Genomic DNA, 13,542 nt, shown 5'->3' with positions numbered 1-13,542 from the left:
ATCCAGCTTTTGTACTACTGTATCGCTTCGCTATTAAAAGTGCGAAGTTCCACGGTTCTCTTGGTAGGGCCGAATAGATCATCCTTCGCTTATGTCCTTGACCAGGTAAGGAATCTAAGTTAATTTAATTCAATTTTAGCCGGACAACAATGAAAGAAATTAATAAAGTTATAGTTGATTATGGAAATGTCATACAAGAGTTCGATTTATCTGGAGAGTATTTGAAAGGATACGATGTTACTCTGTCGAATATAGAGTATTTAATACCAGCTGAGGTGGAATATAAATATAGACATTTTGTCGATGTTGAAGATGATGCAATTTACTGGAGTAAAGATGGCTGCTGAAAATTATGGACTTAAGGTTTATACACTTTCAGATGAATTATTGAGACTATTCTTGGAAGGGAAAAATCTGCCATTTTTGTTTTACTTAGATGAAGACTTAATAACTCATAAAGTGTTTTTGTCATTTAAGGAATACCCCGAGAATACTAGAGAATACATACAATATATTTTAAGTGAAAAATAGTTCTATGAGATTTTTATTGATGTTGTTTCTGATAATTTCTTGCTCAATATGCACGAACGCGCAAATGAGACAGGAAATTAGGCTTAACCCAGCTGAGTGGGTTGGCGCCTCGGCTGAAGATGTTTTGGATAGTGTCGAGTATATGATTATTAAGCTAGATAAGAAAGATTTTAGAATCAATAGACTTGAGAAAATGGAAATTGTCGATGATCATATCTTTATTTTTGATAATTGGCAAGGAGCTATTTTTGTATTTAGGATTAATGGTGATTTTGTATCACGAATAGAAAATTTATCAGGTAAATGGGGGGCGGGGGGCTAAATTTAAAATTGGTAGTTTTACAATTGATAGTAAGAGGAATCTAGTAATAGTTGAATCAACGGATGATAATGATAATTTCTTTTACCAGTTTACTTATGATGGTAAATTTATCTCGATTTTACCTAAGCCACGAATTTATTATTCTAGTTTTAAAGTTTTAAATAATGGTAATTACCTGTTTTATCAAAACCCACCTTATAAAATTAAGGATTCGGTAGTGAATAATATGTACCATGTGATAGAATATGATTCTCTTATGCAATTGAGTAATCATTATATTCCTTCTGATACTTCTGAACGTATGGATGTTTTTTATGACTATGTAGATAATATATTTATGTCGGGAGACAATAATTCTGTTTATGTAACTAATTACTATAGTTACGAATTATATGATATATCAAATAAAGGCAATATTAATTCATATATGTTTGTCTTGCCCTTAGCTAACTCTATTTCTAAAAAATATATGGATAGAAAGGGCAGTATAGAATTCGTTCAATATTTAAAGCAAAATGAAAAAATTATTTTTGGCTTTAATGATATCTATCGAGTTGATAATAATTTATTTATAAGAACATTAAGTGCGATGAAAACTCATTTAATTGGTGAAGTAGATAATATTTTTGCATACAATTTACATTCTAAAATATTGCTTTCTTTAAACAAAATTCAACCTTCTAAAATTAGCCATAATATTCCATTATTCTATGATAGTAGAGGGATTATCTCTGTAGATAGAGGATTTGTTTATACATACTTCTTATCGAGTGAATTGACCAATTTAGGTGTTAAATTAGACGATTTAGCATCTGGATTTATAAAATCAATGCTCGAAAGTGATACTAGTTGGGATGATGGATTTATCTTAATTGGCAAGTATCATTTTAAAGGTGATCTATAAATTATGTGTAAGAATGTCAATAAGATTTTTTTCGATTCCAAATATTACTCTTGAATTGATGACTCCAGATATTATTAATAGCAATAGAAATTGAATATGATCTTTTTGTAAATGTCTTGACATTATAAAAGCTGCAGCTACTGCATGTATCTTACTCTCATTTGTTGGGCAAATTATTGCCAAAGAAAAACTTGAAATTAGGTTTGACCCTTCCCAATATTTGGGTGCTTCTGCGGATGAGGTAATGGATAGTGTTTCTTACAGTTTGATTAAACTAAATAGCAGTGATACAAAAATTGCCCGTGTAGAGAAAATGAGGATTGAAGATGGCCATATTTTTATTTGGGATAATGTACAAGAGGTCATTTTTATATTTAGCAGTAGCGGAGATTTTGTGTCGAAAATTGAGAAGTTGCCGGGAATTAAACCACGGGTTCCGATGGAAAATATTCGTAGTTTATAATTGATGAAGATAGGCATTTTGTAATAGTTGAACCGGGTCTTTTTAATAATGATACGGTATATTATAGATTTATATATGACGGTAAGTTTAACTCGATATTGTCAAAACCTCCAATTGATTACGCTAATTTTATTGTTAAAGAAAATGGTAACTATTTATATTATCAAAATCCAGTAAAGTGGGCAAGACGTAGCTCCGAGATTTTGTACCATTTATTAGAGTACGATTCACTCATACATTTAGTGAATCACTATGCCCCTATGGATACATTGAAATGTTTTGATCGTATTTATAGCTATAATGATAATATTTTTACATCTAGTGATAAAAAATCGGTATTCTATACAGATTACTACAGTTATGAAGTATCGGATATATTGAACTGCAATAATATTTTGACGTATAAGTTTATTTTACCGCTAACATATTCTATCCCTACAAAATTTGAAAATAATAAGTGTGATAAAGAATTTATAGCATATTTTTGGAGCATGGCGATGTCGTCAATGGATTTTCTGATGTATACCGTGTAGGGAATAACCTGTTTTTCAAAGCTTTTACTAATAGTAGTGAAAGAGCTCCTGCTACGAATAATTTTTTATTTAGTTTAAATGGCAATAATACCCTTCTTTCTTTATATGATATCCGCCCCTCGGATATTAGTAATTAAATGCCTTTATTTGGTGATTATACTGGTATTGTTTCCACAGATAATGGTTTTATTTACCTATTTTTTGCCTAGTGAGATTGATAAAATTATTCACCAACCTAATAATAAAGCTTCAGCGTATTTGAAGTCATTATTGCGTGATAATCTAATTTCACACGGACAGTGTATATTAGTAGGCAAATATCATTTTAGGGATGATTTGTAGTAAACTTAATCTTTAATATCATTACTTAAAACTTTTCTAATGGGTTTAGGGCTGGTCGTTAAATTGCCAAATCTATATCCGATGGTTAATCCAACTAATCTTGCCGGGATATAGCTAATGTTGTTTTGGTAGAGATTCGATGTGGAAATTAACTGCTTATTTTTCCATTCGGAATTAATAAAATCAAAACAAGTTAAATTTATGAAGCCCCGTTCATTAGCGAAATTCTTATTCAAGCTGATTGAATAATTTCTGGTGGATGCTTCATATCCTTGAAACGTGGGACTATTTGTATTCAGCATAGCTGTTGCTTGTATTCTCCATGACTTTTTAAACGATACTGTCATATTGAAATAAGTTGAATTGAATAGGGTTTTATTGTCGGAACTCTCCGAATAAGAATAATACCCTAAGCTATTAGTTAGATATATATTTACAATTTTGAGAAGTTTCAACGAGCCGCCTAACATGAAATACCAGGAATTGGTGCTGCCAAGTTCTTGCTTATCTGTTATAAATGAGTTAAGTGTAGTATCAAAGCTTGTAAAATTCGAAATTACATTTGGATTGAAATCATAATTAATTTCGGTAAATATGCTGAATTTATTTGAGTTCGTATATTTCTCTATTCCGAGCGAGAATGCATGGTAATTTTGTTGTGATAAACGGGCATTTCCTCGATATAAATTTTGGGGATCAGTTGAGTTTATTGATAAACTTATCGCGGTTTCATTTGGCCTTTTGACAGATCTTTGGTATTTAAAATATGCTGTCGATAATTTCGTGACTGCATATTTGAAATCTATGAGGGGCTTAATTGTAAATATAGATGTGTCTGTATCTTGTTGAGCAGCATTTATATATGAAGCTAATTCAATATTGAGACCGTAGAGAAGTACATATTTCTTATGACTTTTTTTTACATAACTGTAAATGGAAGAAATTACAATTTTATTTAATTGATTATCGGTAAATGCTATTTCATTAACGGTCTTTTCGTCAAAAACTGTCACATCACTTTTATAGGAGCGTTTATAATAAGAGATTCCCGATTGAATTTTCAGTTTGTTCTTGAATAACATTGAGTACGAAAGTCGACCGGCTAATTCATTGTTATTCCTATTGTTTTCCGTGTTGTTTAACAAATGGGAAGAAGATGTAAATATTTTTTTACCCTCTATCATTTGTTGAAACCGGGATTGATTATATTTAAATGCTACCGACAGCTCTTTCCCGCCCTTTTTAAATTGTTTTAAAAGTTCCCCTCCAAGTTCATAAGAATGTCTTAGTTGATCCGTTCGCCCCCGGTATAGGTAATCCTTATCTGCTGTAGATGAATCCAGAAAGCTATAAGACGCGTTATTATCTGTTCTCTCCTTATTCTTGTAGGCTGTTCCATATATATTCAGCGCCCATTTATGGGTAAATTGCTGATTGAATGATAATTCCCCGCTGTAGTTATAATTTCTATTCTCTAGATGAATTTTGCTATCTTGATTTTGTGGCTGTGGCGATTTAATGATAGATGAATTTTTCGATGTTGAGGGCGATTGCTTGGTGTCAAACCGGAAATTGGCTTGCAATGTTGTATTGTTATGTTGGCTTAGAATATAAAAATTATCGCCTGATCCTAGCCGGGTATCTATATTGCCTTCTATATTTCCAACGGTGCCTCTGAAATATCCGTTTACTGTTTCGATATTCAAAATGGCATCCACTCCTTCATTTTGATACCTAGTGGGCACTGTTGAAATTAGTTGTACTGATTTAATAACATTTGCAGGAAAGCTTTTTAAGGTTGCATCCGGATTGTTGGAGATGATTCCGAATTTTTTTCCGTTTACCAATACAAGTAATTTTTTATTCGTCTTGTAATTTATTTTACCATTTGGTGAAGTTTGTATAAAAGGGAGATTCCTTATAACATCTATCGCGTTTTTTTTAAAAAAATTGGAATCGCCCTCCACATTGAATTCAATTCGATCAATATCAATTTTAAGCTTTGATCGGGTTGATGTTATTGTAAATTCTTGTAGGTTCTTATAGCTTGGATTTAATGAGACAATAATCTCGTCATCTTGATTAGCTACTATGTTACGGATATTTATATTCTTAATTTTATAATCAATTCTTCTAAGAACTATTTTTTCAAAATGGGAGTTAGATATACTTATGCTCGCGGTGCCGTTTTCGCTGGTATATACAGGGGGCGTTAATATCGAATCCTTAGCGTCGGTAACTACTATACTTACTAGTGGTATTGGTGCTTTGCTAATAGAGTCGATAGTTTTTATAATAAATGATCGGTCTTGAGCAAGCGATATAAACTGATAAAAACATAGGAACAAACAGATGGTAAACTTTAAGTTCATTTTAGAGACTTTAGTAAATTCTCAAATCCATTTTGATTGGGTGATTGATATTGAATTTTATCGATTGCCCCGTTTTTGATATAAACTATCATCGGGTAAATCTCATTTTCTATTTCTGGGAAAGTTAATTTGTTTTTCGAATCAATTATAACATTTTTCATATTTAAAATGTTATTTCCGAGCTTTCCAATTAGTATTTTCTTAGATTGTAATCTTGTGAAAATAAGCTCTACAAGCAATTGTGAAGGGTTATAAAGATCATATATCTTTAATATTAATTTTGTATGTTAAAATTTTATGAGAATCTCCGCAGTTTTATACGCGGATCTCATCTGGGTTATTATTTTAACAGTCATATTAGATTAGGTTATAAATATTTTAATACCGTTGGTTAACTTTTTAGGATCCTAAATTTTAATGATAAATAAAATTGAAAATTTACGAGTATAAATAAAATAGCACAAAGGTTGTGTTTTATAATGTGTATCAATTGATCCCCTATACTTTGCCGGATTTAAAGCATTTTATCGGTTGAACGAAATTTAAATATAATAAGTAGAAGCCAATATTCGAGTATTTGTATTAATTAGTATGTTTCTGATGTAACCTGGTATGACAACTTAGATGTAAAATCGAATTATTAATAGACGATTATATTGAATTGATACGCTTTATATCCTTCACATACCACCTTCCCATTTCTCTGCCCAGTTCACTAATATCAAAAGCGCCCTTATCTACCCAAACCACAACACCATCTGGCCTGACTAACGCTGCACTGATCCCCAGTTGTACTTTCACTTTTCCATGTAGGTAATTCAACTGGTTTTTATACCCGGCAGCCAGGTTTTCGAGCGATGAATCTTGTAAGAAGTCCAGCAGTAGCCCCTTGCCGTCATGCATATAATGACCAATTGTTGTGCCATCCTCAAACTCAAAATTCGGTACACTTTGGCCAACCAAGGGATGTTCCACACCTAGGTCGTAGCCGGTAGAAACTCCCCATACCCTGCCTGCAAAATATGTAGCGCCGTCGCGGGTATTTAACAGGTCACGGAATATGCTGTTCAAGGCTTTCGAAGAAGGTTCAGGTTTCATAATCGCAACTTGTGCCCTCGACCAATCGAGTACTTTTTCGCCAATGGGATGCCGTTCCGATTCGTAGCTGTCAAGCAGGTGTTCGGTGGTTGTATGATGAATGGTAGCTGCTAGTTTCCAACCTAAGTTCATTGCGTCTCCCAAGCCTAGGTTCAGCCCTTGGCCGCCTAATGGTGAATGGATGTGCGCTGCATCGCCTGCTAAGATTACCCTGCCGTTCCGGTAACGGGAAGCTTGCCTGGCCCTATCTGTCCATGTTGTTGCAACCATGAGCTTAGTAAGGGTAACGTCTGTCCCGGATATGCGGCGAAGTACTTCTTGCAGATGTTCTAACGTGACTGCTTGACCTGCTCCATGAAATTTTCCGCCGTCAAAATCTTGTATGATGATATAATCTTTTTGTGATAGTAAGTACATCCCGGTTGATGTTACATTCCGGCCGGGTGCAAGTTTTTCCGGATCTCTTATCTCAACGGTAGCGGAATAGCCGGTGAACTCGGGTTCTGTTCCAACAAATTCAAATCCCCCCAGTTTACGAACGATGCTCTTACTTCCATCACAACCTACCAACCACCGGGCTTTGAATGCTTGGCTGTCGGAATATACGATCACATCATCCCTTGTTTGATGGAAATTCATTACAGGTGTTCCGTATTTAATCACCGCGCCTAATTCCGTTGCCCGGCGACTTAATACCGATTCTAATTCTGCCATTTCAGACAATAGTTGAGGTGCTGTGGCCGTAGGTAACCGGTTTGTCCAATGCGCATGATCAATATCTTCGGAATAAAATGGTATACCTGCAAAATGTCCTACCTGGTGTTTAGGCTGTATGTCTTGCGTATTTTTATGATTTTGATGAGGCTGCTTCATCCGCTTGGGAACCTCTAGTTCATCCAGTAAATTCCGGCGGTAGAGGGCTTCGATTGAGGGCGCATTCAGCCCCCTGGTGCCAAATGGGAATTTCTTTAACACGGATCCCGGCGTACTCTCTTTTTCCAGTACCAGTACTGTGCATTTAGCTAATGCCAGTTCGCAGGCGAGGAATAAACCTACCGGGCCTGCCCCGGAAATTATTACATCGAAGTCGGTTGAACCGTATCCTGGTTGTTGATGTTTAAGTGTCTCTTTCATCAAGTATGATTGAAACACAAAATTCAGACTTGTCCTGGAGTCAGGATTGTACAAATGCGACAAAATCCCTGTCCGTAACTTCCTGTCTTTTCAATGCTTCCCTGGCAAATACTGCCGGGGTAGTGCCGCTGAATCGTTTAAATTCCCTGCTAAGGTGCGCTTGGTCTGTATAACCGGCATCGATGGCCAAGCCGGCAATATTGGCATCGGGATGTGACCATAGCTCGTTGCGTACTTTTTCGAAGCGCATCAAACTGGATACGTCTTTTACGGTGTAACCGGATGATTTTTTAAATTTCCGCTCCAGCGTCCGTACCGTTGCGTGGGCTTTTGAAGCTACTTGGTTAACGGGCATATTGCCATTGGCCGCTCTCATGGCTATCCCGGCCTTTGATAAAAGGCTATCGATGGCTACATTTTCCCTTGCCTTTGCAAAATACCGGGTGAGTAGATGTACAGCTGCCGTTATATTTCCTGCTTCAACAAACATCGACAATTCATCTTGAAGCTTTGCAAGCGGATGCTCGAATATGTGTATTGACTTTTTCGTTGATGGTATATCAAGCAGGTCGAAGACCGTCCAAGGAAAACACCGGATGCCTAGAACTTCCAGTTGATTTTCCGAATGTAAATGAACCGGTTTGTTAAATAAGCCCATCATGCTTGGAGAAGGTAATGGCTGCAAGGTTCCATCGATTGATACGTAGCAAGGTTCACCAAAATGAAAGGTTATTTCGGTATAGCCATCCGGGATAATCTCATAACTTGTTAATTGCTTTGTGAAAAGTATTTTACTATACCAAATACAATTGATGGCATCCCGGGTATTTTCCGGAACTTCGTATTCTCGATGGTATATTTTTGGGTACTTCATGGAGCCTGTTATGATCTGATGCCGCCCATTAGCAATTAACCAAGGGTGTAACACGAAATTAATGAAAATGTATTAGTAAGCCGGACGAATATGGCTTGATCTGCTAGGAAACAAATACTGGGCTTTCAGCGGAATAATTAGTAAATTAACTTACATTCTAATCGTTCTTTACTAACATATACCATGTCAAAAAATAAATCTGAAAAGAGGTTTTGGGAGAAGTTTTACGGTATCTCTTTAGAACAAGCTAAACAATTGGGCCCGCATACCAACAGCATTAATTTCAGGGAAACGAACCTGGACGATGAAGGGTTAGGGTATTTATTAAACCGGTTTAAAAGGATCGATTTTCTCGATTTGGATTATACGGATGTTTCTGATGTTGGTGCTGAACATTTTCTCAACCTGGAATATGTTAAAGAGTTAAGATTGAAAGGCTGTAGGGAGATTACTGCCAGGAGTACACCGGTACTGTCCAAGCTACCGGGTTTGGAATTGTTACACCTTGCAGGCACGGGAATATCCTTAGATGACATCGATGGTTTATCGGGCAGTAGCAGTTTGAAGGAATTGTATCTTTCTTCTGACGCTTCCGAAGCGGAAATTATAAACAAGGTTAGCCGGTTGAAGCAATTATTACCTGGCGTTAAGTTTATTGTGAATTATAAGATAGTGGGTTGAGAAACGGGCAGGGATAAAATGAAACCGGCCAACTAAATGTCAACCGGTTCATAATAGTGCGTCGTTAAAATGCAGCTAGCTAGGGTATAGGTTTTGAAGTACTATCTGAAAATGTCCACTAAATTGATTTGTGGTTCAATGGATATGTTTGAATTTTGATCGGTATAACCCAGGTACCAACTGGCAACTAGTCCTTGTGTTGTATATTCACCGGGCATTTGAACGCCAATATAACTGAAGTTCCTGCTGTTATTACAATAATATTCATCGCTACCCGACTTCTTCATGAATACATAGGCTTGAATTTGTGATTCGGGATCGGTTTTTTCGATACCGGATAATTTTATTTCGATATATTCCGTCCATTCCCTTGGATTGATATTTTGAACCAATGGAATCGTATATGAATTAATGGTAAACATGTATGGCGGTGTGGAATAATCGTAAATAATTTCCTCTGCTTCGATTACAATATCCATGGGGGCCGCATCTGCCGGAAGGTCCGCATAGAAGTTTACCAGGAATTTTGTTCCTTCTACAGCCGGGTAATCGTAGGTACCAGAGAATTGTTTTCCATCATAATAGAAATTCGGTACGATCGCGCTATCGTTTTTAATATTGAATTGTTGCGTATGAACAACCTTGCCGCTTCTTTTACTCCTGAATTCCATTTCCATCACATCTTTATCAAATAAAAAATTGGAATAGGTGATGTTCCTGCCGTATAATTCTCTCACTTTTTGATTGTCAAAATACTGCTCCAAGGTATCGCCAATAACGAATCCACTCATCTGGAAGGGCTTTAATGCTAATATATTCGGAACAACTTTATCTCCTTCTTTGTCGCAGCTAGCCAGACCTAAGATGATCAGCAAGGCTAATGTATTTATAATGTAAGTTCTTTTTTTCATCGTTGGGATTTTTAACTGTTAGAAATTATAGCTTAATGAAAAACTAAAGGACGTACCTGTATAGCGGGTGAAAGTATTACGATCACCAATATTTTGCATGATATCACTATCGCCGTTGGTTCCTATGTATCCTTTTTCATATTTTTCTGAAAAGCCCCATTTGTAGCGATACACATCTTGCCATTCAGCATTCTTAGGCCAATTCTTAGCATCTTCCATACCCGGCTTATATTCGTAAGTGGTATGGTCATTGATGAAGAACCGGAAAGGTGCATCGAGGATATTGCTGATGTTGAACTTGGCTTGTAATTTTCCTTTCAGCAGGTTATAGCTCAACTGGGCATCCAGTTGATCGCGTGGCCTTTCGTATTCTACCAGGTTCGGGTCGCTCCCGGTGATGAATGTTTTATACCCGGTGTGGTTGAAAACTACGTTGACACCAAGTTTTTCACCCATGTAACGAATGCCCAAGTTGTATAATACCGGCACTTGACCAAATAAAGCCCTGGGGTATTTTAAGTATGTATAGGTGATCGAATCTTTCCCTTCGGCATCGGTAAAAATGTGCCGGTTCCGCGCCCTTACTACGGAGTGTTGTAAAGTCAGGTTACCGTTGATATAAATGTCGCGTAGTATTTTGGATGATTGGGCAATAAAGCCCAGGCTTTTCCTCAGTTCGAATTCCCAGCCGTGAACTTTTGCCCAATCTGAATTGGTCACCACGATCAGCCCGCTTCCATTATTGTAGGGATCATCCCTATAAAACTCGGCCGGTTTGTCGAAATACTTGTAGAAATACCCGGCAGAGACAATTTCGCCGGCGCCGGGAAACCATTCCAATTTTGCATCGTAGTTGGTTATTAATGTGCTGACAACACCATTTGTTTTTAATACACTGCCCCAGGAAGGATTATACCTTGAGAAACGCGCATTTTCCATCAGGCCCGGCCTCACCACGCTCTTGCTATATGATGCGCGGATATTAAAATCCTTGACGGGGGTAAACGTAATATTGGCCGAAGGAAGGATATACCATTCCAGGGAATCGTCGAACATAACAACACGGGTAAGATCCTCCTTGCTACTGGCAGCATTTTTTAAAGTGTCCAGTTTGAAGTGATCGGCCCTTACTCCCCAAACTACACGCAGGTTCGGCAACAGTTTTTGGTCGAACATAGCATAGAAGGCTTTGTTAATTGATTTTCCTTCAAATTCGTTGAGGGAGAAATTGGCGGGATAGTAGAAGATATCTTTTGTCGGGTTATCCATTGTCATATAATCACCCCATTCCTGGATAGGAATAATGTTGTATTTATGCGTGTAATCCGCGGTAACAATGGGTAATATATTCCATTTGTAGTTGGCATGTTTTGATAAGAAGTTCCCGCCAACTTTAAAGCTATGTTGCGTGCTACCGAGTTTAAAGGGCACGGCGGCGCTGAATGTACCGGATAAATTCTCTTCTTCGTAATTATAGCGATCCCTATGTAATATCCCGAAACCGGGCTCACTGGCTGCGCCGGGACTATATTCGTAGAAGGGCGCTTTATTACCGTATTCCCTGCCTTTTAACAACGCTGATACGGCATCCGTTTCCAATGAGCTTAACATGGCCCTGGCAAAGGACCACTTGATCGTGACGGGTTTTACTTGGTGCTTGCCGCTGATTTTGTTCTGTAATAGCGTTACGAATTTGGGTCGGTCATCTTCCTGTATATCTGGATAAAGGTTGCTGGAGTTCTTCGGGTTTTCATGTGACCAACCTTTATACCTGTTGAACTTATCATCAAACATCCTGGTATAGATATTATGGATAGTGATTTGATGGTTTTTGCTTCTGTATCCCGTGTTTAATAACAATCCCACCGTGGTATTGAATCCATAAGTATTGCCGGTATTGATATCTTTAGGATCATCGTAGTTCGTGGGTCTTTGGCTCCATTGTCCCCGCCTGATTTCCGAGATGTAATCATTACTTTGCGTATTCCGATAGCTTAATGATCCTACGAAACCGAACCTGTTTTCTTTTTTCTTTCCAACAAGGTAAGATCGGCCCATACTGAGCTGGTAATTCTGCGAAGGCATACCGTTATACATCCTTGCTCCCAATCTTTCCAGTCCGCCGATACTTTTATTTTGAGCGCCTACTTCGGCTGCGGAAATGGGATTTTGTTCATCCGGGAGCCTCGGGTTATAGTCGGACAATGGCTGGAGGTTACCGGGTATTACGTTCCTGCTCTTATCATTCAACCCGAGAAAATCATATTTACCCCTTGCATAGCCGTATATATCTTTATTAAAAACCCGGTTATTTACGGATATCCCGGCGGAAAATGTTGTGAAGCTTCGGGATGGGATTGCTTTCGTGTTAATCTGCACTGCACCTCCACCAAAACCGAATGGCATATCGGGCGTTACGGATTTTGCAACGATAACATTATCGATGAGATTGGAAGGGATCAGGTTATATTCGAAATCCCTGTCTTGAACATCCGTACTTGGTAACACGCTGCCATCCAGTAAAGTCACGTTGTAACGTTCGGCAATTCCCCTTACGACAACCCGTTTATTGTCATTGGTGCTAACGCCGGTAATTCTTTTAAGGGTTTCCCCGATATGCTTATCAGGTGTGGCGCTGATCTGTTCCGCGGAGATACCGTCGGATAACATCGCGGCATTTTTTTGTTGCGTAAATAGCGAAGCGATGCTTTCTTTTCTAACAGAGCTTGTAATGACAACGGTTGATAACTGCCCCTTGGAACGTTTCATCGTAATATTTAGATTCAAAGGTTTATTTTCGATGACTTTTACATCTTCGATAACTTTTTTGGTATAGCCGATGGAACTAATTTCTGCTTGGTAATTCCCTTCCGCGACACGTAACGTAAACCTGCCTTCTTCATCGGTGATGGCGCCGCTTTGAGCGATTTTTACCGTGGCGCCGAAAACCGGTTGACCGTTTTCTTCATCGATTACGCGGCCGCTAACGCTCCCTAATCCTTTATTAGAAATGATTAAATAATTATTGACAGCCTTGTAGCCGAGGTCGGTACCTTGTAATAATTCGGTTAAAATTTTATCTAGCCGCTGCCGGTTAAAGTTTAGTTCTGCCGTGTTAAAGCCGCGGGTAGAGCTAGCATCAAAGCCGATGGTGATACCGCTTTGAGCTTCCAGTTTTTTGAGCGCCGCATCCAACTTTTCCTTGTGAAATGCGATGCTGATTTCTTTCTGTAGCAAGTTTTGAGCCTGGGTACCGAGGGAAATGCCGCAGGCGGCCAGGGCAAGGCATAGCGATCGCGTAAAGACTATCACCTTTTTTGCATTAAGTTTCATACTTTTGTTTTAGTTTTTATTACCTGATTTTGAGAGGTGCCTGT

General features: G+C 37.9%; 10 protein-coding genes. 5 read left to right on the top strand and 5 right to left on the bottom strand.

The window, feature by feature from the left end; genetic code table 11:
• Positions 1–149 precede the first annotated feature (149 nt).
• The 4 genes from COR50_RS02235 to COR50_RS02215 all read left to right on the top strand — a co-directional run bounded on the left by COR50_RS02235 (position 150) and on the right by COR50_RS02215 (position 2,220).
• A complete protein-coding gene (locus tag COR50_RS02235; protein ID WP_098192466.1) occupies positions 150–347 on the top strand; it encodes a hypothetical protein in 198 nt (65 codons plus the stop codon).
• 248 nt (positions 348–595) lie between these two features.
• Positions 596–853, top strand: a complete 258-nt coding sequence (locus tag COR50_RS02225) for a 6-bladed beta-propeller (protein WP_232516255.1) — start codon at positions 596–598, stop codon at positions 851–853.
• A gap of 235 nt (positions 854–1,088) precedes the next feature.
• Entirely contained in the window at positions 1,089–1,757 is a 669-nt protein-coding gene (locus COR50_RS02220; protein ID WP_157760589.1) for a hypothetical protein, read from the top strand.
• Positions 1,758–1,977: 220 nt separating this feature from the next.
• Positions 1,978–2,220, top strand: coding sequence for a 6-bladed beta-propeller (locus COR50_RS02215; RefSeq protein WP_098192462.1), 243 nt, complete (start codon positions 1,978–1,980; stop codon positions 2,218–2,220).
• Between the two features lie 880 nt (positions 2,221–3,100).
• Here COR50_RS02215 and COR50_RS02205 read toward each other — a convergent pair.
• The 3 genes from COR50_RS02205 to COR50_RS02190 form a co-directional block, all read right to left on the bottom strand.
• Positions 3,101–5,467, bottom strand: a complete 2,367-nt coding sequence (locus tag COR50_RS02205; protein WP_098192460.1) for an outer membrane beta-barrel protein — start codon at positions 5,465–5,467, stop codon at positions 3,101–3,103.
• A 651-nt stretch (positions 5,468–6,118) separates the two neighbouring features.
• Positions 6,119–7,699 (bottom strand): FAD-dependent monooxygenase, encoded by a 1,581-nt coding sequence (locus tag COR50_RS02195; RefSeq protein WP_098192458.1) that lies wholly within the window; start codon positions 7,697–7,699, stop codon positions 6,119–6,121.
• A 40-nt stretch (positions 7,700–7,739) separates the two neighbouring features.
• The gene (locus COR50_RS02190) at positions 7,740–8,573 is read right to left on the bottom strand and encodes a helix-turn-helix domain-containing protein (RefSeq protein ID WP_098192457.1); all 834 of its coding nucleotides are present in this window, start codon (positions 8,571–8,573) and stop codon (positions 7,740–7,742) included.
• A 183-nt stretch (positions 8,574–8,756) separates the two neighbouring features.
• Here COR50_RS02190 and COR50_RS02185 point away from each other — a divergent pair, with 183 nt between their 5' ends.
• Positions 8,757–9,254 carry a leucine-rich repeat domain-containing protein gene (locus COR50_RS02185; protein WP_098192456.1) on the top strand — a complete coding sequence of 166 codons (498 nt, stop codon included), beginning with the start codon at positions 8,757–8,759 and terminating at the stop codon, positions 9,252–9,254.
• A 101-nt stretch (positions 9,255–9,355) separates the two neighbouring features.
• Here COR50_RS02185 and COR50_RS02180 read toward each other — a convergent pair whose 3' ends face one another.
• Both COR50_RS02180 and COR50_RS02175 read right to left on the bottom strand, forming a co-directional pair.
• The gene (locus tag COR50_RS02180; RefSeq protein WP_098192455.1) at positions 9,356–10,165 is read right to left on the bottom strand and encodes a hypothetical protein; all 810 of its coding nucleotides are present in this window, start codon (positions 10,163–10,165) and stop codon (positions 9,356–9,358) included.
• A gap of 18 nt (positions 10,166–10,183) precedes the next feature.
• A complete protein-coding gene (locus COR50_RS02175; RefSeq protein WP_098192454.1) occupies positions 10,184–13,498 on the bottom strand; it encodes a TonB-dependent receptor in 3,315 nt (1,104 codons plus the stop codon).
• Between the last annotated feature and the right edge of the window lie 44 nt (positions 13,499–13,542).

Source organism: Chitinophaga caeni, assembly GCF_002557795.1.
Lineage (GTDB): Bacteria > Bacteroidota > Bacteroidia > Chitinophagales > Chitinophagaceae > Chitinophaga > Chitinophaga caeni.
This window is presented reverse-complemented; position numbering and strand designations above follow the sequence as displayed.

Bases quoted from the DNA above. Each gene is read 5' to 3' on its own strand.
- COR50_RS02185 (WP_098192456.1), top strand. From the start codon at position 8,757: ATGTCAAAAAATAAATCTGAAAAGAGGTTTTGGGAGAAGTTTTACGGT.
- COR50_RS02195 (WP_098192458.1), bottom strand. From the start codon at position 7,699: ATGAAAGAGACACTTAAACATCAACAACCAGGATACGGTTCAACCGAC.
- COR50_RS02225 (WP_232516255.1), top strand. From the start codon at position 596: ATGAGACAGGAAATTAGGCTTAACCCAGCTGAGTGGGTTGGCGCCTCG.
- COR50_RS02175 (WP_098192454.1), bottom strand. From the start codon at position 13,498: ATGAAACTTAATGCAAAAAAGGTGATAGTCTTTACGCGATCGCTATGC.
- COR50_RS02235 (WP_098192466.1), top strand. From the start codon at position 150: ATGAAAGAAATTAATAAAGTTATAGTTGATTATGGAAATGTCATACAA.
- COR50_RS02205 (WP_098192460.1), bottom strand. From the start codon at position 5,467: ATGAACTTAAAGTTTACCATCTGTTTGTTCCTATGTTTTTATCAGTTT.
- COR50_RS02190 (WP_098192457.1), bottom strand. From the start codon at position 8,573: ATGAAGTACCCAAAAATATACCATCGAGAATACGAAGTTCCGGAAAAT.
- COR50_RS02180 (WP_098192455.1), bottom strand. From the start codon at position 10,165: ATGAAAAAAAGAACTTACATTATAAATACATTAGCCTTGCTGATCATC.